Source organism: Cellulosimicrobium sp. SL-1, assembly GCF_011033075.1.
Taxonomy (GTDB): Bacteria; Actinomycetota; Actinomycetes; order Actinomycetales; family Cellulomonadaceae; genus Cellulosimicrobium; species Cellulosimicrobium funkei.
Genome location: NZ_JAACJC010000004.1, coordinates 212,741 through 235,792, shown reverse-complemented (window position 1 = coordinate 235,792; position 23,052 = coordinate 212,741). Strand labels below are relative to the sequence as shown.

Genomic DNA, 23,052 nt, shown 5'->3' with positions numbered 1-23,052 from the left:
GGCGTCAGGCGCCGTCGTGCACCGCGTCGAGCACGACCGGGTCGGCGCACCCGCGCGCGAAGCCGGCGATGCGCCGGTCGACGTCGCGCTGGAGCACCCACGACCCGACACGCTCGGCGACCGGGGCGAGCCAGCGCGGCCGGCAGCGGAAGCTGTAGCGCCACGTCGCGCGCGTGCCGCCGCCCGGGTCGGGCGCGAAGCGCCAGCCGCCCGCGAGGTTCTCGAAGAACCACGACCCGCGGACCATGCGCATGCCGACGTTGGTCGGCGGGTTGTACGAGACGTACTCGCTCACCATGGACAGCCCGCTGCGGTGCCGGGTGAAGGTCTGCACGCCCTTCGCGGGCGCGGTCGCGCCGTCGAGGAAGTGCTGGTGGCGGATGAAGGGGTCCCAGCGCAGGCGGACGGCGCCCGTCGTCTGCGAGACGGCGAACGCCGTCGCGGGGTCGACGGGGACCACGAGCGAGGACTCGACGACGGGCATGGTCGGATGCTCCCACGCCGGGCGGCGCCTCGCCGCCCGCCTCAGGTCGCGACGAGCCCGGCACCGGCGCGCCCCCGTGCTCGAGCGGCCCGGACGCGAGGACGGCCCGTCCCTCGACGAGGGACGGGCCGTCCGGACCGCGGCGCGTGGCGTCAGGACGCGAACGCGTACCCGGCCTCGACGCACTGGGCGCGGAACGCGTCGAGCGACTCCTGGAGCTTCGACGTGCTGACCGTCTCGCCCTGGACGGCTGCCTCGAAGGGGGCCTTGATCCCGTTGAGGTTCTCCTGGAGCTCCGGGTCGGCGAAGTTCTGCACCGCGGCGATGCGCTCGCGCGTCGTGTAGATCGCGGCGGCGGCGTCCTCGTCGTCCGGCGTGGCGAGCAGCGGCGTCGTCTCGGTGACGAGGCGCTCGGCGGAGTACTCGCCGCCGTAGAAGGTGCTGCACGTCGTGGTGACGGCGACGACGGTCGGCGTGACCTCGGGGGCCGCCTCGGTCGTGGTCTCGGTCGCGGGGGTGGTCGCCGCGTCGTCGCTCGCCGGGTCGGTCGGCGAGGCGCAGGACGCCAGCAGGAGGGCACAGGAGAGCGCCGCGGTGGCGGCAAGAAGCTTACGCATGCTAACGATTCCACACTCTGGCGCACGCGGGGCGCAAGAAGATTGAGCGGGCGCCGGGGCGGGAGCCGCGGAATCTCGCGGCTCGTGCGGCGAGCTTGTGCTCAGCGTCACAAAGGAGCGCGTCGCGTCACACGACGTCGAGGACGACCTTCCCGCGCACGTGCCCCTCGGCGACGAGGCGCAGCGCCTCCGCGGCCTCGGCGAGCGGGAACCGGGCCGAGATCTCCGCCCGGAGCCGCCCGTCCTCCGCGAGCGCGAGCATCTCGTCGAGGGCGCCCTTCGCGTCGACCTTGTCGGCGATCCCGGCGGCGCGCGAGGCGTCCGTCCCGACGACGGTCACGGCGCTCGGCGCGTTGTCGGCGTCGGCGGGGGAGAGGTGCTCGCCCAGCAGCGCGACGGTCGCGGCCACGGTCTCCTCCGTACCGACGAGGTCGACGACGACGCTCACCTCGTCGAGCCCGTCGGGCAGCGCGCGGACCGCGTCGACGAGCCCCGGGCCGTACGCGACGGGCGTCGCACCGAGGTCGCGCACGTAGTCGTGGTTCGCGGGCGAGGCCGTCCCGACGACGCGGGCACCGAGCGCGGTCGCGATCTGCACCGCTGCGGACCCGACGCCCCCGCTCGCGCCGTGCACGAGCACGACGTCCCCCTCGCCGGTGTCGGCCTGCACGAGCGCGGAGAACGCGGTCGCCGCCGCGACGGGCAGGACCGCGGCCTGGTCGAACGGGACGGACGACGGCTTGCGCCGCACGTGGTCGGCGCGGACGAGGGAGAGCTCGCGCTGCGCCCCCGTGCCGTGCCACACGACCTCGTCGCCCGGGGCGAGGTCCGGGACGTCTGGCCCGACGGCGTCGACCACCCCGGCCGCCTCGAACCCCAGCACGCCGGGGACGCGGCCACCGAACGCGCCGGCGAGCCGCTTGAGGTCCGCGGGGTTGACGCCGACGACGCGGTTCGCGACGCGCACCTGGCCGGGGCCGGGAGCGCCGACCTCCTCGTCGTCGACCCGCAGGCCCTCGGGCCCGCCGAACTCCTCGAAGACGACGACCGTGCTCATGCCGACCCCCGTGGTCTCGCCGTCGGTCGCCCACCGCGAGGGCGAGTCCGCGCGGTGGCCCCGGGGTGGCCGGGCGGTTCCACTCTTCCATCGCGGACCGCCGCTGTCATGCGGCGGACGTGGGCAGGAGTCCCCGTCCGGGACGGTTTCACCCCGTCCCGAGCGTTGGGGAGGGTGATGACGACACTGTTCGAGAGCTCCGACCACCCGCTCGACCCGCGGCCCGCGCGCGAGCGGCTGCTCGCCGTGCGTGCGGAGGCGTCGGAGCGCCTGCGGGCGCTGCGCGCCGACGTCGCGGGCATCGTCGAGGCGTCGCGCGACTCCAACGCGGACGACGAGCACGACCCCGACGGCGCGACGATCGCGTTCGAGCGCGCCCAGGTGGACGCGCTCGCGCGCGACGCGGCCGCGCGGGTCGAGGAGGTCGACGCCGCCCTCGCCCGCCTGGACGCAGGGACCTACGGCGTCTGCGCGGGGTGCGGGCAGCAGATCGCCGCCGGGCGCCTGGAGGCGCGCCCGACGGCGCGGACCTGCGTCGCGTGCGCGGCCGCGGTGCACTGAGCGACCGGGCCCGCCGCGACCGGGGCCGCCGCGACCGGGCCTGCCGCGACCGGGCCCGCCGCGGCGGGGTCAGAGCTGGCCGTGGCCCTTCTTCGACGGGACGCCGGCGATGAGGCCGCCGTCCACGACGAACTCCGAGCCCGTCGAGTACGACGCCTCGTCGCTCGCGAGGAAGACGATCATGCGCGAGACCTCCTCGGGCGCCGCGGGGCGGCCGAGCGGGATGAGGAGGTCGTCCGGGTTGAGCGACGCGGTCATGGGCGTCGAGATGAACCCGGGGTGCACCGAGTTGACGCGCACGCCGTACGGGCCGAGGTCGAGCGCGACGGACTTCGTCAGCCCGCGGACGCCGAACTTCGACGCGACGTAGCCGTGCAGGCCCGCGCTCCCGCGCATGCCCTCGACCGACGAGATGTTGATGATCGACCCCGCGCCGGCCTTCGCCATGATCGGCGACACCGCGCGGATCCCGAGGAACGTGCCGGTGAGGTTGATGTCGATGATCCGGCGCCAGTCGGCGACGTCGAACTCCGTGATGGGACCGCCGTTGGCGATGCCCGCGTTGTTGACGAGCACGTCGACGCGCCCGAACGCGTCGAGCGTGGCCGCGACGGCGGCCGCCCACTCGTCCTCGCTCGTCACGTCGAGGTGCACGTAGCGGGCGTCGGGGCCGAGCTCGCGCGCGAGCGCCTCGCCCTTCGCGTCGTCGAGGTCCGCGACCACGACCTTCGCGCCCTCGGCGACGAGCGCGCGCGCGTTCGTGACGCCCATGCCGCCGGTGCCGCCGGTGACGATCGCGACCTTGTTCTGCACCCTTCCGGGAGTGCTGCCCATGGTGGGGCTCCTTTCCTTGCGGGGGCACGGCGGCGTCGGCCCGCCTCGTGAGCGGGGGCGTCGTCGCGCGGGTGGTGCGCACCTGCCCGCCGGGGACCGCGGTCGACCGGCGGAGGGGACGGCTCGTCAGGGCGACGGCGTGGTCCACCAGGCGGGCAGGGCGTCTCGGGCGACCCGCGGGAAGAGCCCGGGGTCACGGGGAGGGGGCGTGGCGAGCCACACCTCGAGCGCGCCGACCGTGCCGAAGCCGACGTACGTCGCGAACGCGCGCGCCGCGACGTCGGCCGTCGCGGTGGTCGTGGCTCCCGCCGACGGCTCGGCCGGGAGTCCCGCCGAGGTGCCGGCCGGGGCCGACGGCAGGAGGCCCGGGTGGGCGTGCAGGTGCTCGACGAGCGTGCCGGTGACGTGGCTGGCGAGCAGCCGGAACAGCGGCGCGCTGAGGCCGCCCTCCAGCGCGCGCTCGTAGACGGGGAGGTGGGCCTCGACGTGCACGACGAGCGCGCGGCTCCAGTGGTCGACGACCTCGCGGGAGCGGGCGGCGACGTCGTCGGCCGTCTCGGCGGCCCGGACGTCGGCGAAGAAACGGTCGCGGATCGCGTCGAGCTCGGCGCCGAGCACGCGCGCGAGGAGCTCGGACGGGCTCGACGCGTGGTCGTAGAACGTCACGCGGTTGATCCCCGCCCGGGCCGCGACGGCGGACACCGTGAGCCGGGTGACGTCCTGCTCCGCGGCGAGCGCGAGGATCGCGGTCCGCAGGGCCGCGGCGGTGCGGGCGGTGCGCTTGTCCACGGCCACCTCCTCCGCGTCGTGCCGTGCGCTGCGTCGTCCTCGACGTTACGCCGAGGCAATCACTTAAGCAACAGGTGTTGCCTATCTCACCCGCCCAGAGGCGGTCCCGGGATCACGGTCGTACCGTCGAGAGAGCGGCCGCAGGTCCGCGGCCACACCAACCCGAGGGGGCGGACATGGTCACGAACACGCGCCGGGCCGAGAGGCACACCGGAGAACCTGACGTCGTCGAGCTCAACCCGATCTTCGCCAGACCGGGGGAGGCGACGGCGCTGCCCAAGTTCCGGTTCCCTGAGGACGAGTCCCTCCAGGAGACGGCGTACCAGATCGTCCACGACGAGGCGATGCTCGACGGGAACGCGCGGCTCAACCTCGCGACGTTCGTCGGCACGTGGATGGACGAGCACGCTGCGCGGCTGTACCTCGAGGCCGCCGACAAGAACATGATCGACAAGGACGAGTACCCGCAGACGGCGGCCGTCGAGACGCGGTGCTGGACGATGCTCGCCGACCTGTGGCACGCGCCCGACCCGGAGCACACCATCGGGACGTCGACCATCGGCTCCTCCGAGGCCTGCATGCTCGGCGGTCTCGCCCTCAAGCGGCGCTGGCAGCACGCGCGCCGCGCCGCCGGCAAGCCGACCGACCGCCCGAACCTCGTGCTCTCGAGCGCGGTCCAGGTGTGCTGGGAGAAGTTCTGCAACTACTTCGAGGTCGAGGCGCGCTACGTCCCGATCTCCGAGGACCACAAGGTCCTCGACGGCCACGACCTCGAGACGTACGTGGACGAGAACACGATCGGCGTCGTCGCCATCATGGGCGTGACCTACACCGGCATGTACGAGCCGGTCGCCGAGATCGCGGCGGCCCTCGACCGGATCCAGGAGTCCACCGGCCTGGACGTGCCCATCCACGTCGACGGCGCGTCGGGCGCGATGATCGCCCCGTTCCTCCAGCCCGACCTCGAGTGGGACTTCCGCGTCCCCCGCGTCGCGTCGATCAACACCTCCGGCCACAAGTACGGCCTGGTCTACCCGGGCCTCGGGTGGGTCGTCTGGCGCGACACGGAGTCGCTGCCGGAGGACCTCGTGTTCCGCGTGAGCTACCTCGGCGGGGACATGCCGACGTTCGCCCTCAACTTCTCGCGCCCCGGCGCGCAGGTGCTCCTCCAGTACTACCTCTTCCTGCGGCTCGGGCGCACCGGCTACGAGGCCGTGCAGCGCACGTCGCGCGACGTCGCGCTCTACCTGTCGGGCGAGATCGCGAAGATGCCCGCGTTCGAGCTGTGGAACGACGGCTCGGACATCCCCGTGTTCGCGTGGCGCCTGCGCGAGGGCCACACGAAGAACTGGGACCTCTACCACCTGTCGGAGCGGCTGCGCACCAAGGGCTGGCTCGTGCCCGCGTACCCCATGCCCGACGACCTCACGGACCTCACCGTCCAGCGCGTCGTCGTGCGCAACGGCTTCAGCCACGACCTGGCGTCCGCGTTCCTCGCGGACCTGCGCGACGAGGTCGAGCTCCTCGACGCCCTCACCGGCCCGATGCCGACCGAGGGCCAGCGCTCCAACTTCCACCACTGACCCGGACGACCGCGGGAAGGACGGACCATGGCACAGGGGGCAGCACAGGATCCGCCCGGAGGCTCGGGACCGCACGTCCGGGCCGACGGCACGCACGCGCCGACGGCGGCGCACGTCAAGCCGCACCCGTACGGGTCGCCCGGCTCCCGGCAGCCGCCGGGCCACGCGGGGCCCGCCATCGGGGCGCCCGCCGCGGGCGCGACGACGTACATGTCGGTCGTGCAGCTCGCGATGCTCACCGTGGTGGTGGTCGCGTCGCTGCGCTCGCTGCCGGCGATGGCGTCGTACGGGCTCGGCTCGGTGACGCTCTTCATCGTCCCGGCGATCCTCTTCCTCGTCCCGACGGCGCTCGTCGCGGCCGAGCTCGCGACCGGCTGGAAGGGCGGCGTCTTCACGTGGGTGCGCGAGGCGTTCGGCGAGCGGGCCGGGTTCGTCGCGATCTGGCTCCAGTGGATCCAGAACGTCGTCTGGTACCCCACGCAGATCGCGTTCATCGCGGCGAGCCTGTCGTTCGTCGTGGGCGACCCGGGCCTCACGCAGAACGGCCTCTACACGGCCGTCGTGATCCTCGTCCTGTACTGGGGGTCGACGCTCATCACGCTCGCCGGCGGCAACCTGTTCGCCAAGGTCGGCTCGTGGAGCGGCATCTTCGGCACGATCCTGCCCGCCGTCCTGCTCATCGTGCTCGGCGCGGTCTGGCTCGGCACCGGCGAGCGCTCGGAGACGACGCTCGAGGCGTCCGCCGTCATCCCGCCGTGGACCGGGATCGCGTCCATCGTGCTCATCGTCTCGAACGTGCTCGCGTACGCGGGCATGGAGGTCAACGCGGTGCACGCGAACGACCTGCGCAACCCCGGTCGGGGCTTCCCGCGCTCGATCGCCATCGCGACCGTGCTGATCCTCGGTGTCTTCATCCTCCCGACGCTCGCGATCTCCGTGGCCGTCCCGAAGTCCGCGCTCGGCGTGACCGACGGGATCAACCTCGCGTTCAAGGCGTTCTTCGACCACTGGGGCATGAGCTGGGGCACCCCGGTCATCTCGCTCCTCATCGCCCTCGGGGCGTTCGCGTCGGTCGTCACGTGGATCGCCGGGCCGTCGCGCGGCCTGCTCGCCGCGGCCAGGACCGGCCTGCTCCCGCCCGCGCTCCAGCGTCGCAACAAGGCCGGGGTCCAGGTCGGGATCCTCGCGGTGCAGGGCGGGATCGTCACGCTGCTCGCGCTGCTGTTCGTCCTCGTGCCGAACGGCAACACGGCGTTCATCGCGCTGGTCGACATGGCAGCGGCGCTCTACCTCGTCATGTACATGCTCATGTTCGCCGCGGCGATCCGGCTGCGGCGCACCAAGCCCGACGTGGTGCGGACCTACCGCACGCCCGCGATGCGGTTCGTCGCGGGTCTGGGGTTCGTCGCGTGCGCGGCCGCGTTCGTGCTCGCGTTCGTCCGGCCGTCCGGCTTCAGCGGCCTCTCCGAGACCGCCTACCCGATCGTGGTCGCCGGGGTCGTCGTCGTGCTCGGCGGCCCGCCGCTCCTCTTCTACGCGCTGCGGCGCCCCACGTGGGACCGTCGTACCGCGGCGGAGCGGCAGACCGCCGACGACGTCCTCGTCAACCCGCCGACGCAGCCCGCGCCGGCGCCCGCCCGCACACCGCGCGACCCGGAGGAGACCACGTGACGGGTACCAGCACCGTCGGGCGCGAGACGCCCACCCCGGACGGCGGACGGCGCGCTCCAGCGCCGCCCGCCGTCGCGTCGCCCTGGGCGGAGACGGTCGCGCGCTGGGGCGGCCGGATCCTCGAGGTCTACGCGGTGTGGCTCCTCGTCGCGCTGATCCTCCGTCCCGTCGCGCACCACGCCGAGCGCCCGGTCGCCGAGGTCCTGTCGGTCACGAACGTGCCGTCGTACCCGTCGCTCTTCTCCGCGGTCGTGGTCGGGCTCGTCGCGAGCGGCTTCCTGCGCCGGCGCCGCGCCGCGCTGTGGTTCGTGGTCCTCGTCTGGCAGCTCCCGTCCGCGCTCGTCATGCTGCTCGCGATCGTGCTCGACCGGATCGACCCGGCGGCCGGTGTGCTCGACGACGTGCACTGGACGGCGTACGCGGGCGGGCTCGTCGGGCTCGTGCTCGTCGTGGTGCTCGTCGCCGCGCGCCACGCGTTCCCCGCCCGCATCGCCCGGGGTGCGTGGTGGACGGCGGCGCTCGTCCTCGTGCTCGGCCTCGCCGTCGCGACCGGCGTCGTGTGGGCGCTGCTCCAGGTCGTGCCGTCGAGCCTCGACGACCAGTCGGCGCGGCTCGGGTGGGCCCTGAGCGTCTCGGTCGGGCTGTCGCCGCACGAGGAGCCGTTCGCCATCGACGGCGGCGCGCCGGGCTGGCTCGCGCTCGTCGGCGGCCTGCTCGCGGGCGCCGCGCTGCTGCTCGCGGTGCTCGTGTTCCTGCGGACCGGCCCGCGCGACGCCGCACGCACCCCGGACGAGGAGCTCGCCGTGCGCCGTCTGCTCCTGGAGCACCCGAGCGACGACTCGCTCGAGTACTTCGCGACGCGCGACGACCGCGACGCGATCTTCTCCGGCGACGGCCGCGCCGCCGTGTCGTACCGCGTGGTGAGCGGCGTGCTGCTCGCCGCGGGCGACCCGCTCGGGGACCCGGCGTCGTGGCCCGACGCGATCGAGCGCACGCTCGCGTACGCGCGGCGCCACGGGTGGGCGCCCGGCGTGCTCTCGGCGAGCGAGAAGGGCGCGCGGGCCTACCGCGACGCCGGGCTCGCCGTCCTCACGATGGGTGACGAGGCGATCGTCGAGACGCGGTCCTTCGACCTCGCGTCGCCGTCGATGCGGCCCGTGCGGCACGCCGTCGCGCGGCCCCAGCGCGAGGGGTACACCGTGCGCCTGCGGCGGCAGCGCGAGATCCCGGCGGACGAGCTCGCGGCGCTCGCGCAGGCCGCCGACGCGTGGCGGCACGGCGAGGACGAGCGCGGCTTCTCGATGGCCTTGGAGCGCCTCGGCAGCCCGCGCGACCCGCGCGTGCTCGTCGTCACCGCGCACGACCGCGACGGCGCGCCGCGCGGCCTGCTCACGTTCGTCCCGTGGGGCCGCAAGGGGGTCTCGCTCGACTACATGCGTCGGTCTCCCGACGCGGTGCCGGGCGTCACGGAGCTCATGATCTCGACGCTCGCGAGCGAGGGCGCGGGCATGGCGATCGACCGGGTCTCGCTCAACTTCGCGATGTTCCGCGGCCTGATCGAGCAGGGCGAGTCGGTCGCGGCGAGCCCCTTCCAGCGCTTCCTGCGCCGCCTCGTCCTCACGGCGTCGCGCTGGTGGCAGCTCGACCAGCTGTACCGCTCGAACCAGAAGTACGAGCCGCGCTGGCGCACGCGCTACCTCTGCTACGCCGCCCCCGCGCAGCTCACGTCCGTGTCGCTCGCGGCGGGGCAGGCCGAGGGCTTCGTGCCGCAGTGGCCCGGCGCGCGCGGCGGCACCGGGAGCCAGCAGGTCGCGACGGCCGACGCCGCGCTCGGTGCCGCCGTGCGCGAGCAGGAGGACGCGCTGCTCGCGCTCGACGTGCCGACCCGGCGGCTCACCGACCAGGAGCGCGCCCGCCGCGCCAAGCTCGACGTGCTCGCGGCGGCCGGCATGCCCGCGTACCCCGTGGCCGTGCCGCGCACGCACCGGCTCGCCGACGTCGACGACCTGCTGCTCGGGCACGAGGTGTCCGTCTCGGGGCGCGTCGTGCGGCTCCGCGACCTCGGGGGCGTCGTCTTCGCCGTCCTGCGCGAGGAGAACCACGAGCGCCAGGTGATGCTCACCGCCGACGGCGCCGCCGACCTCGCGCTCTGGCGCCGCGTCGTCGACCTCGCGGACCAGGTGAGCGTCACGGGGACCGTCGCGCGCAGCCGGACGGGGGAGCTGTCCGTGCACGCGGGGTCGTGGGTCATGGCGTCGAAGTCGCTCAAGGCGCCGCCGGACAAGTTCCGCGGGCTCGCCGACCCGGAGACGCGCATGCGCCTGCGCCACGTCGACCTCGCGCTCGACACGCGGTCGTCCGTGACGCTCCGCGGTCGCTCCGCCGCCGTGCACTCGCTGCGCTCGTCGCTCGTCGAGCGCGGCTTCATCGAGGTCGAGACGCCGATCCTGCAGCGCGTGCACGGGGGCGCGAACGCGCGGCCGTTCCGCACGCACATCAACGCGTACGACATGGACCTGTACCTGCGCATCGCCCCGGAGCTGTTCCTCAAGCAGCTCGCGATCGGCGGCATCGAGCGCGTCTTCGAGCTGGGCCGCAACTTCCGCAACGAGGGCGCCGACGCGACGCACAACCCCGAGTTCACGTCGCTCGAGGCGTACCAGGCGTTCGGCGACTACACGACGATGCGGCACCTCACGCGCGAGCTCGTCGTCGCGGCCGCGGTCGCGGTGCACGGCGACGCCGTGTCGCGCCGGCCCGACGGCAGCGAGGTCCGGCTCGACGGCGAGTGGCCCGTCGTCACCGTGCACGACGCCGTCTCGCGCGCCGTCGGCGCCGAGGTCACCCCGGACACCCCCGACGCGGAGCTGCACGCCCTGTGCGCCCGGCTCGGCATCGAGGTCGGCGAGGACGAGACGCACGGTGCGGTGGTCAACGAGATGTACGACCGCCTCGTCGAGGGCCAGACGGTCGAGCCGACGTTCTACACCGACTTCCCGGTCGAGACGTCGCCGCTCACCCGTGTGCACCGCCGCGACCCGCGCCTCGCGGAGCGCTGGGACCTCGTCGCGTTCGGCGCCGAGCTCGGCACCGCGTACTCGGAGCTCATCGACCCGATCGACCAGCGTGAGCGGTTCACGCAGCAGTCGCTCCTGGCGGCGGCGGGCGACCCGGAGGCCATGGAGATCGACGAGGACTTCCTCTCGGCGCTCGAGTTCGCGATGCCGCCCACCGGCGGGCTCGGCCTCGGTGTCGACCGCATCTACATGACGATCATCGGGGCGTCGATCCGCGAGACGCTCGCCTTCCCGTTCGTGAAGCCGCAGCGCCGGTCCTGACCGTGGCGACCGGCCTCCCCGTCCCCGACACCGACCCGGCCCTGCCCGCGGCCGTGCTGCGCGAGCTGCAGCCCGCCGAGACGTACCTGACGAGCTACCCGGTCGCCGTCGTGCTGACGGTGCTCGGGGCGGGAGCGGTGGCGTGGGCCGTGGTGCGCGCACGGCGCGGCGCCCGGGCGCGGCGCGCGCGGCGGGCCCGGGGCGAGGACCCGCGCCGACCGTGGCGCTCACGCGTCGCGACGGCGTCCCTCGCGACGCTCGGCGCGCTGTCCCTCGTGCTGGGCCTGGCGGTCGGCGCCAACGCCTACTCCGGCTACGTCCCGACGTGGGGGGCCGCCCGGGTGCAGCTCGTCGCGCTGGGTCTGGCCGACCTGTCGGCCGACGCGCCGGGCGGCGCGCACCGGGGCCAGGTGCGGACGCTCGCGATCCCGGGGACGGCCGCCGAGCAGATCGCGGACGAGGACGCCTGGGTGTACCTCCCGCCGGGGTTCGACCCCGAGGGCTCGACCCGCTACCCGGTCGTGTACCTCATCCACGGGTCGCCCGACGACCCGAGCAGCTGGTTCGCCGCCGGGCGGGTGCCGCGCACGATGGACGTGCTCATCCGGCGCGGGCTCGTCGACCCGATGATCGTCGTCGCCCCCACGGTGAACGGCACGGGGCCGGGCGGGCTCGACACCGAGTGTCTCGACTCGACGACGGGCGGCGAGCAGGTCGAGACGTACCTGACGACGACCGTCGTCGACACCGTCGACGCGACGTACCCGACGGTCGCGGACCGCGAGCACCGCGTCCTCGGCGGCATGTCGTCCGGCGGGTTCTGCGCGCTCAACGTGGGTCTGCGGAACCTCGACCTGTACGGGGCGATCCTCGCGATCGAGCCCTACGGGAACCCGGGCCCCGGGCCGGAACGGACGATGCTCTCGACGCAGGCGGAGATCGACGCGAACACCCCGACGACGTACCTGCCCACGATGACGTTCACGCACCCGATGCCGGTCTTCCTCGACTCCGGGCAGGACGCGCCGCGGGAGGCGCTCACCACGGTGCGGCGGATGGCGCAGGACCTCGAGGACCAGGGGCAGACCGTCGAGCTCCGCGAGGAGCCCGGTCAGACGCACACGTGGGCCATGGCCGCGACCGCGCTCCCGTACGGGCTCGTGTTCGCGCAGCGGCAGATGGCGGGCGGCGGCTGACGCCGCGTCACTCGTCGGTGAGGAACTGCCCGCCGATGCCCGCCTGGGTCTCGAGCAGGTCGCCGGTGTCGCCGAGCACGACCCAGTTCGGCCCGGCGAGCGCGGCCTCGCCCTCCTCGGTGGGCTGACGCGGCAGGAGCGCGAGGAACTCGTCCTCGGCGATCCCGTCGGCGAACACGGCGAGGAGCGTCGTGTCGTCGCACGCGCCCAGCTCGACGTCCTCGCTGTCCGTGCTCTCGGTCGTGAACGACAGGCACGTGAGGCCGGCGGACGTGGCGGCGCGGTGGAGCGCGTCGAGCGAGTCGTACTCGACGTCCTTGTCGCCCGGGCCGGGGCCGGAGCAGGCGGCGAGCGCCCCGACGAGGACGACGAGACCGACGACCGGGCCGGTCGCGGCGCTGCGAGGGCGGGGAGCGGGTCGGGTAGGCATGTTCCGATGGTCCGCCGCCGCGCGGGTTCGCGCCACGGGAACCTCGCCCGTCACCCCGGCGGGTCGGGACCGCCCCGGTCGGGTGCGGCGTCCGCGGACTGCCAGGTGAAGGGCGCGAACGTCGACGAGTCGTCCCGCCAGGCCGGTGTGCGGGCGCGGTACAGGAGCAGCGGGAGGGCCACGAAGACGAGGGCGAGCGCGACGAGCAGCACGACGTACGTCGTCGGGCTGCCGACCGCGACCTGGCCGGGCGGGGCGAAGCTCGTGACGAGCGCGAGCAGCGACGCGACGAACCCGAGCCCGCCGACCGCCCAGACCCCGACGCGGCCCCCCGGCACCCGGTAGGGGCGCGGCCGGTCGGGCTGCGTGCGGCGCAGCACGACGACCGCGGCGAACATCAGGAGGTAGGCGACGAGGTAGAGGATCACGGTGAGCTGGCTGAGGAGCTGGTACGCGGACTGCACGGAGGGCATGACGACGAACAGCACCGACAGCACGGTCACGACCAGCGCCTGGACGAGGAGGATGTTCGTCGCCATGCCGCGGTCGTTCGTCCGGTGGAACCACCGCGGGAGGAACCCCGCCCGCGCGACGGCGTGCAGGCCCGTGGCGGGACCGGCGACCCACGTCGTGACGCCGGCGAGGACGCCGACGGCGAGCATCGCCGCGACGACCGGCCCGGCCCAGCTGATCCCCGCCCAGGCGAGCAGGTGGTCGAACGCCTGGAGCAGGCTCGTCGTGAGGCTGATGTCCTGCTGCGGCACGACGACCGCGATCGTCAGCGTGCCGAGGGTCAGCACGACGACGGCCACGAGCGCGGCGACGAGGATCGCGAGCGGGTAGGTGCGCTCCGGCCGCCGGATCGCGCGCACGTGGACCGCGTTGACCTCGATGCCCGCGTAGAAGAGGAAGATCCCGGCGGCGAGCACGATGTTGTCGAGGCGCGTGAGGTCCGGGACGAACGCGCCCCAGGAGAGCGTGGTCCGGGACGGCTCGCCGCCGAGGAGGTAGGCGGCACCGAGCCCGACGAGCAGCGCGGCGGGGACGAGCGTCCCGACGATCCCGCCCCAGCGCGCGGTGCGGGCGAACGCGGACGCGCCGCGCAGGGCGATGAGCGTCGCGGCCCAGAACACGACGAGCACGATCGCGAGGACGAAGAGCCGGTCGTCGGCGACCCGTTCGTCGAACCGCGCGTCGGGCCCGGTGTAGGCGAGCGTGACGGCGGCGAACGTGAGGACGGTCGGGAACCAGATGCAGCCCTCGACGAACACCATCGCGATCGCGAGGAAGCCCCACCTGCTCCCGAACGCCTCGCCGACCCAGCGGAACATGCCGCCCTCCTCGGGCCACGTGGACGCGAGCTCGGCCGCGACGACGGCGACGGGTGCGAGGAAGCAGACGGCGGCGAGCAGGTAGTAGAACGCGGAGGAGAGCCCGTACTCCGCCTCGGCGGGCAGGCCGCGCAGGCTGACCACCGCGGCGACGTTGAGCATGACCAGCGACGTGGCCGTGATGGTCGCCGCGGCGGGCCGGGCGGGGTGCTGCGAGGTGGCGGTCCGGGCCATGGCGTCCCCCTCGGCGGGCGCGACGGCCCTCGGGGGAACGCTAGCGACGCCGCGCGCGACCGGCGAGCGGGGCCGGCGTCAGGCCCGGAAGCGCTCGCCGCGCTCGACGACGCGGCCCGCGCCGCGCCCGTCGGCGGCCGTCGCGTCCCACGTGTAGACCTCGGTGCCGGTGATCAGCACGTGCTCCGCGCGCGACGTCACGTCGAGCGGGTCGCCCGACCACACGACGACGTCCCCGTCGAGGCCCGGCGCGAGCGCGCCGACGCGGTCGTCGAGACCGAGGAAGGCCGCGGGGTTCACGGTGAGTGCGCGCAGCGCGGTGTCGCGGTCGAGGCCCTCCTTGACCGCGAGCGACGCCTGGTGAACGAGGAAGTTGATCGGCACGACGGGGTGGTCGGTCGTGATGGCGACGCGCACGCCCGCGCGGGCGAGCGCCCCGAGGTTCGCGATGTCGCGGTTGCGCAGCTCGATCTTCGAGCGCGACGTGAACAGCGGGCCGAAGATCACCGGCACGTCGCGCTCGGCGAGGACGTCCGCGACGGCCGCGCCGTCGGTGCCGTGGTTGACGACGAGCCGGTAGCCGAACTCGTCCGCGAGGCGCAGCGCGGTCGCGATGTCGTCGGCGCGGTGCGTGTGCTGGTCCCAGTACAGCTCGCCCGCGAGGACGCGCGCGAGGGTCTCCTTCGCGAGGTCGCGGTCGAACGGCTCGCCCTTCGCCTCGGCCGCGTCACGCCGCGCGGCGTAGTTCTGCGCGTCGACGAACGCGGCACGGATGACCTTCGCGACGCCGAGGCGCGTCGAGGGCGTCTTCTTCTGGTCCCCGTACACGCGCTTGGGGTTCTCGCCGAGCGCCGACTTCACGGAGACCGCCTCGCGGATCACCTGCTCGTCGACGGTGCGGCCGCCCCACGTCTTGATCGCGACGGTCTGCCCGCCGATGGGGTTGCCCGAGCCCGGCTTCACGACGGCGCTCGTCACGCCGCCGACCAGCGCGTCGCGGAAGCCCTCGTCCTCGACGTTGATCGCGTCGATCGCACGCAGCGCCGCGCCGTTCGGGTCGGTCATCTCGTTCGTGTCGTTGCCGGCCCAGCCCTCGGCCTCCTCCATGACGCCCATGTGGGCGTGCGCCTCGACGAAGCCGGGCAGCACCCAGCGGCCGCGCGCGTCGAGGGTCGGGACGCCGTCGGGCACGACGACGTCCGCGCCGACCGCGGTGATGACCCCGTCCTCGACGAGGACGGTCCCGTTCTCGATCGGGTCGGACGCGACGGGCACGACGTAGCCGTTCACGACGGCGACGCTGCGGCGCGCGGTGCGAGGGGCGGTGCGGGCGGGGGTGGAGGAGGTCGTCATGCCCCCATCATCGCCCGGGGCGACCGTCCGCCACACGCCATGGTGTAGCGTGAGGGCTGCGCCCAGGTCGCGAGCAGGGTCTCGCGACGATCTTCGGTCCTCGGCATCGAAGCACGACCGTGGGCGCCGGGCAGCAGACGCTGCCGACGACGATCTCCGCCCCAGAAGCGCGCGGAGCGAGAGCAGAGAAACACATCACTTCTTCCACCATCCTCGACCGCCCGGCGACCGCTCCTGCGGCCGCGGGCACGCCCGGACCAGACCTCGTGCTGCGCCGCGCCGACGACGACCTGTGGGTCGCGACGGCCGACGGCGAGTACGCCGGGATGGTCACCCGACGCCCGGACGGCTTCCACGTCCACGACCGCTTCACGCGGCCCGTGACCGTCGTCGCCGCCCTGGAGCACGCGCGGCGCCATCTGAGCGCCCCGCCCGGTCGCCCGGCGGGCTCCCGCCGCGACCACACCCCGAACCGCCGGCGCCCTGCAGGGCGCGGTACCCGGACCCGCGCACGTGGGCCGGTCGTCTCGACGAAGGAAAACACCATGGCTACAGGCACCGTGAAGTGGTTCAACTCGGAGAAGGGCTTCGGCTTCATCGCCCCCTCCGACGGCACCGCGGACGTGTTCGCCCACTACAGCGAGATCCAGTCGAGCGGCTACCGCTCGCTCGAGGAGAACCAGAGCGTCTCCTTCGACGTCACGCAGGGCCCCAAGGGCCCGCAGGCGACGAACATCCAGGCACTCTGATCCCGCTCCCGCCCGGCGCCTCGCGCCGGCGGGGGTGACGATCTCCACCGGAGGGCCGCGCCTCGTGCGCGGCCCTTCGGCGTGCCCGGACATCGACGCGCGCGGCGGTGCCCGACGGCGGTCGTGCCCCGGCCGCGAGGACTAGGCTCTCGACCGGAGCCACACCGCGCGCGAAGGAGCCCGCATGCACGTCGTCGTCGGACTGTTCCGGCTGTTCCTCGTCGTCCTCGCCCTCGTCGGGACGCGCGCGATCTGGCGCGACGGGGACATCGAGGGCCTCGTCTACTTCACGAACCAGACGGGCTTCCTCATCGCGGTCGTCTTCGCCTGGGCGGGGGCCGCGTCCCTCCTGCGCCGCCGGCAGCCGCCGGGGTGGCTGAAGGGCGGCGTGACGCTGTTCGCCGCGATCACGGGCCTCGTGTCGTGGCTCGTGCTCGCGCCCGAGGACCCGGGCGCGCCCGCCGTCTTCCTCGGGCTCACCGACGGCCAGATCGAGCACGAGGTGCTCCCGCTCGCCGTGGTCGCCGACTTCCTCCTGCTCGACGCGCACCGGCGCCTGCGCGGCCTCGACGCCGCGCGCTGGCTCCTGTACCCGCTCGCGTACTTCGCGTTCACGACGATCCGCGGGTTCGTCAGCCCCGGCAGCGAGTACCCGTACGGGTTCGTCGACCTCGACGCGCTCGGCTGGACCGGGCTGCTCGTCAACGTCGTGCTCTACGGGGCGGGCTTCCTCGTGCTCGGGCTCGTGATCGTCGGGCTCGACCGGCTCCTGCCCACCGGCCCCGCGATCGGCCGGTACCCCGAGCGCGCGGGGCGCAGCATGCACGTCGTCGCGTCGGGCGAGCGCCCGTGACCGTGCCGCGCGCCGCACGGGCCGACGGGTGAGGCGTCGTCCGTCAGACCGGTGGGGTGGTCGGCGCCGTGCACGGTGGGGGTGGAGCCGTGGTGCGTTCACCGTCGGGCTGATCATGACGGGTGTGCTCACCGGGATCGTCATAGCGGACCGCGGCGACCAGCGGGTCGCCGAGAGGCTCGCCGAGACCGGAGTCCTCACGACGGCGAGCGGGGCGGAGGTGCACGTGATCGCCGTCGGTCGCGGCAGCACGCTGGACGTGGACGCGGTGCGCGCCCTCGTCGAGCTGCCGCACGGGCCCGCCGAGGTGTACCTCGTCGGGGCGTGGGCCGACGGCGAGGAGATCGGCGAGACGGGGTGGCACCCGGCACCGGCTCCGTACGCGGGGACGTTCGACGTCCTGCGGGACCCGCAGGACGCGGGCACGGTCATGGCGGTCCCGGACGTCGAGCACGCCGCGACCGGTGACGACGTCGAGACCGGCGCGGTCCTCCTCGGCGGTGCGGGTGCGTGGACCGTGGCGTTCGCGTGGCCCGCGTGGCGGTCGTTCCCGGAGTCCACCCGCGCGGCCGTACGCCGTCGGCTCGGGCGCCTGTGGCGACGGCCCCGCTAGGGTGTCCTCGTGCCCTCCCCGGTCGTCGGTCCGCTGCGCGTCGCCCGCGCCGCGCTCGTGGCGACCCTCGTGCTCGCGCTGACGGCGCTCGCGCACCGCGTCGCCGGGGGCGCGCTCCCGGACCCGCTGGTCCTCGCGGCGCTCGCCGCGTTCACGCTCGCCGGCACGACGGCGGCCGCCCGCCTGCGCTTCACGCCCGCCCGGCTCGTCGTGCTCCTCGGGGGTGCGCAGCTCGCGCTCCACCAGGCGCTCACCGTCCTGACCCCGGGGTCGTGCCACGCCGTCGGCGGGGGAGCCGGGCACGCTGCGCACCTCGCGGCGTCGTCGGGCGCGGTCGTGTGCGCGGTGCCGTCGGCCGACGGCGCGGCGTCCCCGCTGCACCCGGAGCACCTCGCGGCGTCGGGCGCGTGGATGGTCGCCGCCCACGCCGCCGCGACGGTCGTGCTCGCCCTCGTGCTGGCGCACGGCGAGCGCGCGCTCGAGCGGTTCCTCACCTGGGTGACCCCGCGCGCCGCGCTCCCGCTCCCGGCCCGTGCGGCGGTCCTCGGCCGCCGCGGCGTCGTCCCCGCGCGCCCGGTGCGCGTCGTCGGCGTGTGGCGGTCGCTCCGGGCGCCGACGCGCGGACCGCCGCGGGCGCACGGTCCGTCGGGAGCACTGCTGCGCCCCCTCGCCGCGTCCTGACGCGGCACCCGACGAGGCCGACCCGGCGACGGCCGGGCCCCCGGGCACCACCGTGCGGCCACCGGCCGCGCCTCGGACGGAAGAACCTCATGACCCTCTCCCTGCGCCGACCGCTGTCGGCCCTGCTCGCCCTCCTCGCCGCCGCGGCCCTGACGCTCGGCCTCACCGCGACCGTCACGACGCTCACGGCCGGCCCGGCGTCCGCGCACGACCGGCTCCTCACCTCCGACCCGGCCGACGGCGCACAGCTCGAGGCCCCGCCCGCGGCGATCACGCTGACGTTCAACACCGAGCCGCTCCCCGTCGAGCCGCAGGTCGTCGTCTCCGACTCGGCCGGCACGGTCGTCACGCAGGGTGCGCCCACGATCGACGGCAGCACCGCGACCTACGCGCTCGACCCGGCCGTCGCGCTCGGCGGCGACACGTACACCGTCGCGTGGCGCGTCGTCTCGTCCGACGGGCACCCGATCGAGGGCACGTTCGCGTTCGCCGTCGCAGCCCAGCCGGAGGCGCCCGCGACGGACGACCCCGCGACGGACACGGCGACGCCGGAGGAGACCGCGACCGAGGAGCCGACGACCGGCACCACGTCCGAGCCCTCCGCGACCACGACCACCGACGCCACCGAGACCGCGGACGACGGCACCTCGTCGCTGCTGCCGGTGCTCGTGGGGCTCGGCGCGCTCGTCGTCGCCGCGGCGGTCGTCGTCGTGGTCGTGCTGCGCCGTCGGGGCCCCGGCCCGGACGCCGGCACCGACGACGGCGCCCCGCACGACCCGCAGGGCTGACCGTGCCGGCGCACGCCGCCCTCTCCCGCGCGGAGAGGGCGGCGCCGGCCCCTGCCGCCGGAGCCCCTTCTCCCGCTAGGGTGCGTCCGTGACGTCGCCCGGAGCAGGGGTGCTCCGCGGCGTGCGGGTGCTGCTGCTCGCCGCCGCGGTCGTCGGGCTGTCCGTCGTCGCGCACGGCCTCGCCGGGGGCACCGACCCCGGGGCGGTCCCGCTCGGGGTCCTCGCGGTCCTCACCGCCGTGGCCGTGCGACCCCTCACCCGGCGCGAGGTCGGGCTGCCGCGGCTGCTCGGCCTGCTCGGCGCGGGCCAGCTCGTGCTGCACGTCGTCTTCGACCGCTGCGCCGCGCTGTCCCCGGCCGACGCCGCCGCGCACGCGCACTCCTCCTCGCCGCTCGCGATGCTCGGCGCGCACGCCGTCGCGACGCTCGCCGTCGCGCTCGTGCTGCGGTACGGCGACGCCGTGCTGTGGCGCCTGTGGACGTGGCTCGCAGGACGCCGGGTCCCCGGCCGCCCGCGGCCCGTCGTCGTCCTCGCGGCCCCTCCCGCCGTCGGTGCGCTGCCGACGGTGCGCGACCTGCTCGTGCGCGGCGCCGCGCCCGGGCGCGGGCCGCCCCTTCCTGCCTGACCTCTCCCGGACGCCCCCGCGGACGCCGTCGCCCGACGGAGTTCGCGGCGTCCCGCTCCCGCGCGCCCGCGCGACCGCTTACCCGCCGCCGGCCGGCTCCGCCGACCCGTGGCGCGGCGCGCCGTCGTGCCCGCCGGAGCAGCGTCCCCTCTCCCCGCACCTCTCCCCGAAAGGCACCACCATGCGAAAGACCCTGCGCGCCGTCGGCGCCGCCGCACTGACCACCGGGCTCGTCGTGACCGGCGCGGCCGCCGCGTCCGCCCACGTCACCGTCACGCCCGACACGACCGAGGCGGGCTCCTACGCCCTCCTGACGTTCGGCGTCCCGCACGGCTGCGGCGACTCCCCGACGACGAAGGTCTCCGTCCAGGTCCCCGAGCAGGTCGTCACCGTGACCCCCACGGTCAACCCCGGCTGGGACGTCGTGAAGGTCATGGAGGACCTCGCCGAGCCCGTGGACGACGGGCACGGCGGCCAGTACACCGAGCGCGTCGCGGAGGTCGTGTACACCGCGAAGGCGCCGCTGCCCGACGGCTACCGCGACGCGTTCGTGCTGTCGCTCAAGCTGCCCGACGCGGCGGGCGAGACGCTCGTCTTCCCCACGGTGCAGGAGTGCGCCGAGGGCGAGAGCGCCTGGGTGCAGGTCCCGGCGGACGGCGAGGACGGCGAGGAGCTCGACCTGCCCGCCCCGCTGTTCGAGCTGACGGCCGCGTCCGGCGGCGACGCGCACGGCACCCAGGACGCCGCGGCGGACGCGACCGCCGAGCCGGCCGCCGCGGACGGCGAGGAGGCGGAGGCCGCCGCGAGCACGTCGAGCGGCCCGGCCCCCGCGGTCACGTGGACGGCGCTCGTCCTCGCGGCGGCGGGCCTCGTGCTCGGGCTGCTCGGGTTCGTGCGCTCGCGCCCGCGGGCCTGACCCGTGGGCCGCCCCCTGGCGCTGCGCCGGGCGGTGGCCGTCGTCGTCGGTGCCGCGGCCGCGGTCCTGCTCGCGATCCTCGCGAGCGGCCCGGCCGCGGCCCACGCCGTCCTCGTGGGCACCGACCCGCAGGACGGCACCGTCCTCGACGCGCCGCCCGACGCGCTGACCCTCACCTTCAACGAGCCCGTCCAGGTCGTCCCCGGCGGCACGACGGTCCTCGCGGCCGACGGCACCCCCGTCGACGTGGACGTCGCCGCGGTCGACGACGCGCTCGTCGTCACGCCCGGCACGGCCCTCGGCGACGGCACCTACGTCGTCAGCTGGCGCGTCGTGTCGCTCGACACGCACCCCGTGGCGGGGGCGTTCACGTTCTCCGTCGGCGCGCCGAGCACGACCGCGGTCGAGGCGCGCGTGGCCGAGCCGACGGCGGCGCTCGTCGCCGTCCGGGCGCTCGACCAGGCCGCCGTCTACGCCGGGACGTTCCTCGTCGCGGGGCTCGTCGCGTTCGAGCTCCTCGTGCTGCACGTCTCGCCCGGCGCGGCTCCCGTGCTGCGACGGCGGCTCCAGCGCGTCCGGCGCGGGGCGCTTGGCGTCGCGGCCGTCGGGACCGTGCTCGCGGTCCCGCTCACGCCCGCCTGGCAGGCGGGCGGCGGGCTGGGCGCGCTCGCGGACCCGGCGACGTGGGCCGCGGGCCTCGCCTCCGACACCACCGTGGCGGGCGGGCTCGGGCTCGCGGGGCTCGTCGTCGCGACGCTGCTCGCGCCCCGGGCCGCGCGCGAGACCCGGGCCGCGTGGCCCGCGGGGACCGTGCTCGGCGCCGCCGCGCTCGCGCTGGGCTCGCTCGTGCTCGTGGGCCACACGCGGACCTTCGGGCCGGCGTGGCTCGTCGTCACGGCGGACGCGCTGCACGTCGCGGCCGGGGCGGTGTGGCTCGGCGGCGTCGTCGGGCTCGCGCTCGTGCTCGCGCCGTCCGCCCACGTGGACGCCCGCCGCGCGGGTGTGACCGTGGCGCGGTTCTCCGCGCTCGGCGCGTGGGTCGTCCTCGCGCTCGCGGTCACCGGGACCGTCCTCGGGTGGCGCATCCTCGGGACCCTCGACGCGCTCGTCTCGACGACGTACGGCCGGACGCTGCTCGTCAAGGTCGGCGTCGCGCTCGTGCTCGTCGGCATCGCGGCGTGGAACCGGTACCGGCTCGTCCCCGAGGTCGCCGGGCCCGGAGGTGCCGGTGCGGCGGGCGGCACGACCGCGACGACGGCGCGCCGTCGGCTCGGCCGGACCGTCGCGGTCGAGGCCGCGCTGCTCGTGCTCGTGCTCGCCGCGACGGGCGTGCTCGTCTCGCGCAGCCCGGTCGTCCCGGCGGCGCCGTCCGCGGAGGGCGCCGCGACCTCCGGCGTCGAGGTGGTCGAGGAGCTCGGGGACGGGACGCTCCGCGCGCGCGTCACGCCGGGGCGCGTGGGCGTCAACGCGCTCGAGATCGAGCTGCTCGACGCCGACGGGGCGCCGTTCGAGCCGGTCGCGGTGCCGGAGCTGGCGACGACGCTCGCCGACCCGGCGCTCGGCCCGTTCTCGCGGCCGCTCACGCGCACGGGGCCGGGCGCGTACGAGGCGGCGCTCGACCTGCCGATGCCCGGCTCCTGGACGCTCGAGGTGAGCGTGCGGACGTCCAAGTACGAGAACCCGATCGTCCGCATCCCCGTGGAGGTGACCTCATGACCCCCGACCGACGGCCGCCCGGGCCGCACCGCGGTGCGCGCGCCCTCCTCGCCCTGGCCGCCGCCGGGGCGCTCGCCCTGCTCACGGTCGCACCCGCGGCCGCGCACGTGCTCATCGAGACGGTCGAGCCGCGCGGCGACGGCACGTCGCGGCTCACGTTCACGTTCGACCACGGGTGCGACGGCGAGCCCACCGACGCCCTGCGCGTCACCCTGCCCGCGGGTGTCGAGGCGCTGGACGCGGGCCAGCCGGCCGGCTGGATCGCCGAGGTGACGGACGACGCCGTCGCGTGGGCGGGCGCGCCCGTGCCCGACGGCGAGCGCGCGGCCTTCACGCTCGACGTCCGCGTGACGGGCGAGCCTGGGCAGGCGTTCGTCTTCCCGGCGGTGCAGGAGTGCCCGTCCGGGGCGTCGTACGCGTGGACGGACACCGACCCGGCGGGCGCCCGTCCGGCACCCACGTTCGTCGCGACGGCGGCGTCGCTCGCACCCGCGCCCGTCGCGCCGGGCGCTTCCCCGACGCCGACCGGCCCGCTCGTCGGGGCGGTCGTGCTCGGGGCGGGCGTCGTCGGCGTCGCGGGCGGGGCGTGGTCCCGGCGGCGCGTGCGGGGGTGACGCCCGCAGCCGTCGCGGG

At 75.4% G+C, this 23,052-nt stretch carries 22 protein-coding genes; 14 read left to right on the top strand and 8 right to left on the bottom strand.

Annotated features, from left to right (window positions below; all coding sequences use genetic code 11):
* Positions 1-4 precede the first annotated feature (4 nt).
* The 3 genes from GWJ10_RS07710 to GWJ10_RS07700 form a co-directional block, all read right to left on the bottom strand.
* The gene (locus GWJ10_RS07710; protein ID WP_076403944.1) at positions 5-484 is read right to left on the bottom strand and encodes an SRPBCC family protein; all 480 of its coding nucleotides are present in this window, start codon (positions 482-484) and stop codon (positions 5-7) included.
* A 152-nt stretch (positions 485-636) separates the two neighbouring features.
* On the bottom strand, positions 637-1,101 hold the full coding sequence (locus GWJ10_RS07705; RefSeq protein WP_034655328.1) for a hypothetical protein: 465 nt from the start codon (positions 1,099-1,101) through the stop codon (positions 637-639).
* A 127-nt stretch (positions 1,102-1,228) separates the two neighbouring features.
* Positions 1,229-2,158 (bottom strand): NADP-dependent oxidoreductase, encoded by a 930-nt coding sequence (locus GWJ10_RS07700; RefSeq protein ID WP_163186612.1) that lies wholly within the window; start codon positions 2,156-2,158, stop codon positions 1,229-1,231.
* A gap of 177 nt (positions 2,159-2,335) precedes the next feature.
* Between GWJ10_RS07700 and GWJ10_RS07695 the strand changes: the two genes are divergently transcribed.
* Positions 2,336-2,719 (top strand): TraR/DksA C4-type zinc finger protein, encoded by a 384-nt coding sequence (locus GWJ10_RS07695; protein ID WP_163186610.1) that lies wholly within the window; start codon positions 2,336-2,338, stop codon positions 2,717-2,719.
* Between the two features lie 69 nt (positions 2,720-2,788).
* Here GWJ10_RS07695 and GWJ10_RS07690 read toward each other — a convergent pair whose 3' ends face one another.
* A complete protein-coding gene (locus GWJ10_RS07690; protein WP_163186608.1) occupies positions 2,789-3,553 on the bottom strand; it encodes a glucose 1-dehydrogenase in 765 nt (254 codons plus the stop codon).
* Between the two features lie 126 nt (positions 3,554-3,679).
* Complete coding sequence (locus GWJ10_RS07685) at positions 3,680-4,342, bottom strand: TetR family transcriptional regulator (protein ID WP_163186606.1); 663 nt, start codon at positions 4,340-4,342, stop codon at positions 3,680-3,682.
* A gap of 176 nt (positions 4,343-4,518) precedes the next feature.
* Between GWJ10_RS07685 and GWJ10_RS07680 the strand changes: the two genes are divergently transcribed.
* From GWJ10_RS07680 to GWJ10_RS07665, 4 genes are read left to right on the top strand one after another with little or no spacing between them, the layout of a single operon-like run.
* Complete coding sequence (locus GWJ10_RS07680) at positions 4,519-5,925, top strand: glutamate decarboxylase (RefSeq protein ID WP_085386818.1); 1,407 nt, start codon at positions 4,519-4,521, stop codon at positions 5,923-5,925.
* A gap of 27 nt (positions 5,926-5,952) precedes the next feature.
* The gene (locus tag GWJ10_RS07675; protein WP_163186604.1) at positions 5,953-7,596 is read left to right on the top strand and encodes an APC family permease; all 1,644 of its coding nucleotides are present in this window, start codon (positions 5,953-5,955) and stop codon (positions 7,594-7,596) included.
* Positions 7,593-10,934: a bifunctional lysylphosphatidylglycerol synthetase/lysine--tRNA ligase LysX gene (lysX, locus tag GWJ10_RS07670; protein WP_163186602.1), complete on the top strand. Its 3,342-nt coding sequence runs from the start codon at positions 7,593-7,595 to the stop codon at positions 10,932-10,934. Before GWJ10_RS07675 ends, lysX begins: the two co-directional genes overlap by 4 nt.
* 2 nt (positions 10,935-10,936) lie before the next feature.
* Complete coding sequence (locus tag GWJ10_RS07665; protein ID WP_163186600.1) at positions 10,937-12,130, top strand: alpha/beta hydrolase-fold protein; 1,194 nt, start codon at positions 10,937-10,939, stop codon at positions 12,128-12,130.
* Positions 12,131-12,137: 7 nt separating this feature from the next.
* Here GWJ10_RS07665 and GWJ10_RS07660 read toward each other — a convergent pair whose 3' ends face one another.
* The 3 genes from GWJ10_RS07660 to GWJ10_RS07650 all read right to left on the bottom strand — a co-directional run bounded on the left by GWJ10_RS07660 (position 12,138) and on the right by GWJ10_RS07650 (position 15,478).
* Positions 12,138-12,560 carry a hypothetical protein gene (locus GWJ10_RS07660; protein ID WP_076403937.1) on the bottom strand — a complete coding sequence of 141 codons (423 nt, stop codon included), beginning with the start codon at positions 12,558-12,560 and terminating at the stop codon, positions 12,138-12,140.
* Between the two features lie 50 nt (positions 12,561-12,610).
* The gene (gene gadC / locus GWJ10_RS07655) at positions 12,611-14,125 is read right to left on the bottom strand and encodes a putative glutamine/gamma-aminobutyrate antiporter GadC (protein WP_163186598.1); all 1,515 of its coding nucleotides are present in this window, start codon (positions 14,123-14,125) and stop codon (positions 12,611-12,613) included.
* Positions 14,126-14,203: 78 nt separating this feature from the next.
* Complete coding sequence (locus GWJ10_RS07650; protein ID WP_051028465.1) at positions 14,204-15,478, bottom strand: amidohydrolase; 1,275 nt, start codon at positions 15,476-15,478, stop codon at positions 14,204-14,206.
* Positions 15,479-16,023: 545 nt separating this feature from the next.
* Here GWJ10_RS07650 and GWJ10_RS07645 point away from each other — a divergent pair.
* From GWJ10_RS07645 to GWJ10_RS07605, 9 genes are all read left to right on the top strand, one after another.
* Positions 16,024-16,227 (top strand): cold-shock protein, encoded by a 204-nt coding sequence (locus tag GWJ10_RS07645; protein WP_076404113.1) that lies wholly within the window; start codon positions 16,024-16,026, stop codon positions 16,225-16,227.
* Between the two features lie 184 nt (positions 16,228-16,411).
* A complete protein-coding gene (locus tag GWJ10_RS07640) occupies positions 16,412-17,080 on the top strand; it encodes a Pr6Pr family membrane protein (RefSeq protein ID WP_085386813.1) in 669 nt (222 codons plus the stop codon).
* Positions 17,081-17,195: 115 nt separating this feature from the next.
* Complete coding sequence (locus tag GWJ10_RS07635; protein ID WP_085386812.1) at positions 17,196-17,693, top strand: hypothetical protein; 498 nt, start codon at positions 17,196-17,198, stop codon at positions 17,691-17,693.
* 9 nt (positions 17,694-17,702) lie between these two features.
* The gene (locus GWJ10_RS07630) at positions 17,703-18,374 is read left to right on the top strand and encodes a hypothetical protein (protein WP_128957648.1); all 672 of its coding nucleotides are present in this window, start codon (positions 17,703-17,705) and stop codon (positions 18,372-18,374) included.
* A gap of 89 nt (positions 18,375-18,463) precedes the next feature.
* A complete protein-coding gene (locus GWJ10_RS07625) occupies positions 18,464-19,162 on the top strand; it encodes a copper resistance CopC family protein (RefSeq protein ID WP_163186596.1) in 699 nt (232 codons plus the stop codon).
* An 88-nt stretch (positions 19,163-19,250) separates the two neighbouring features.
* A complete protein-coding gene (locus GWJ10_RS07620; protein ID WP_137279932.1) occupies positions 19,251-19,787 on the top strand; it encodes a hypothetical protein in 537 nt (178 codons plus the stop codon).
* A 181-nt stretch (positions 19,788-19,968) separates the two neighbouring features.
* A complete protein-coding gene (locus GWJ10_RS07615) occupies positions 19,969-20,703 on the top strand; it encodes a YcnI family protein (protein WP_163186594.1) in 735 nt (244 codons plus the stop codon).
* A gap of 3 nt (positions 20,704-20,706) precedes the next feature.
* Positions 20,707-22,419: a copper resistance protein CopC gene (locus GWJ10_RS07610; protein WP_163186592.1), complete on the top strand. Its 1,713-nt coding sequence runs from the start codon at positions 20,707-20,709 to the stop codon at positions 22,417-22,419.
* Positions 22,416-23,033 carry a DUF1775 domain-containing protein gene (locus GWJ10_RS07605; protein ID WP_163186590.1) on the top strand — a complete coding sequence of 206 codons (618 nt, stop codon included), beginning with the start codon at positions 22,416-22,418 and terminating at the stop codon, positions 23,031-23,033. Before GWJ10_RS07610 ends, GWJ10_RS07605 begins: the two co-directional genes overlap by 4 nt.
* The last annotated feature ends 19 nt before the right edge of the window (positions 23,034-23,052 follow it).

What these genes read in the sequence shown, in the direction of transcription:
- GWJ10_RS07710 (WP_076403944.1), bottom strand. Translation starts at nt 484, where the DNA reads ATGCCCGTCGTCGAGTCCTCGCTCGTGGTCCCCGTCGACCCCGCGACG.
- GWJ10_RS07705 (WP_034655328.1), bottom strand. Translation starts at nt 1,101, where the DNA reads ATGCGTAAGCTTCTTGCCGCCACCGCGGCGCTCTCCTGTGCCCTCCTG.
- GWJ10_RS07700 (WP_163186612.1), bottom strand. Translation starts at nt 2,158, where the DNA reads ATGAGCACGGTCGTCGTCTTCGAGGAGTTCGGCGGGCCCGAGGGCCTG.
- GWJ10_RS07695 (WP_163186610.1), top strand. Translation starts at nt 2,336, where the DNA reads ATGACGACACTGTTCGAGAGCTCCGACCACCCGCTCGACCCGCGGCCC.
- GWJ10_RS07690 (WP_163186608.1), bottom strand. Translation starts at nt 3,553, where the DNA reads ATGGGCAGCACTCCCGGAAGGGTGCAGAACAAGGTCGCGATCGTCACC.
- GWJ10_RS07680 (WP_085386818.1), top strand. Translation starts at nt 4,519, where the DNA reads ATGGTCACGAACACGCGCCGGGCCGAGAGGCACACCGGAGAACCTGAC.
- GWJ10_RS07675 (WP_163186604.1), top strand. Translation starts at nt 5,953, where the DNA reads ATGGCACAGGGGGCAGCACAGGATCCGCCCGGAGGCTCGGGACCGCAC.
- GWJ10_RS07660 (WP_076403937.1), bottom strand. Translation starts at nt 12,560, where the DNA reads ATGCCTACCCGACCCGCTCCCCGCCCTCGCAGCGCCGCGACCGGCCCG.
- gadC (WP_163186598.1), bottom strand. Translation starts at nt 14,125, where the DNA reads ATGGCCCGGACCGCCACCTCGCAGCACCCCGCCCGGCCCGCCGCGGCG.
- GWJ10_RS07650 (WP_051028465.1), bottom strand. Translation starts at nt 15,478, where the DNA reads ATGACGACCTCCTCCACCCCCGCCCGCACCGCCCCTCGCACCGCGCGC.
- GWJ10_RS07645 (WP_076404113.1), top strand. Translation starts at nt 16,024, where the DNA reads ATGGCTACAGGCACCGTGAAGTGGTTCAACTCGGAGAAGGGCTTCGGC.
- GWJ10_RS07640 (WP_085386813.1), top strand. Translation starts at nt 16,412, where the DNA reads ATGCACGTCGTCGTCGGACTGTTCCGGCTGTTCCTCGTCGTCCTCGCC.
- GWJ10_RS07635 (WP_085386812.1), top strand. Translation starts at nt 17,196, where the DNA reads ATGACGGGTGTGCTCACCGGGATCGTCATAGCGGACCGCGGCGACCAG.
- GWJ10_RS07625 (WP_163186596.1), top strand. Translation starts at nt 18,464, where the DNA reads ATGACCCTCTCCCTGCGCCGACCGCTGTCGGCCCTGCTCGCCCTCCTC.
- GWJ10_RS07615 (WP_163186594.1), top strand. Translation starts at nt 19,969, where the DNA reads ATGCGAAAGACCCTGCGCGCCGTCGGCGCCGCCGCACTGACCACCGGG.
- GWJ10_RS07605 (WP_163186590.1), top strand. Translation starts at nt 22,416, where the DNA reads ATGACCCCCGACCGACGGCCGCCCGGGCCGCACCGCGGTGCGCGCGCC.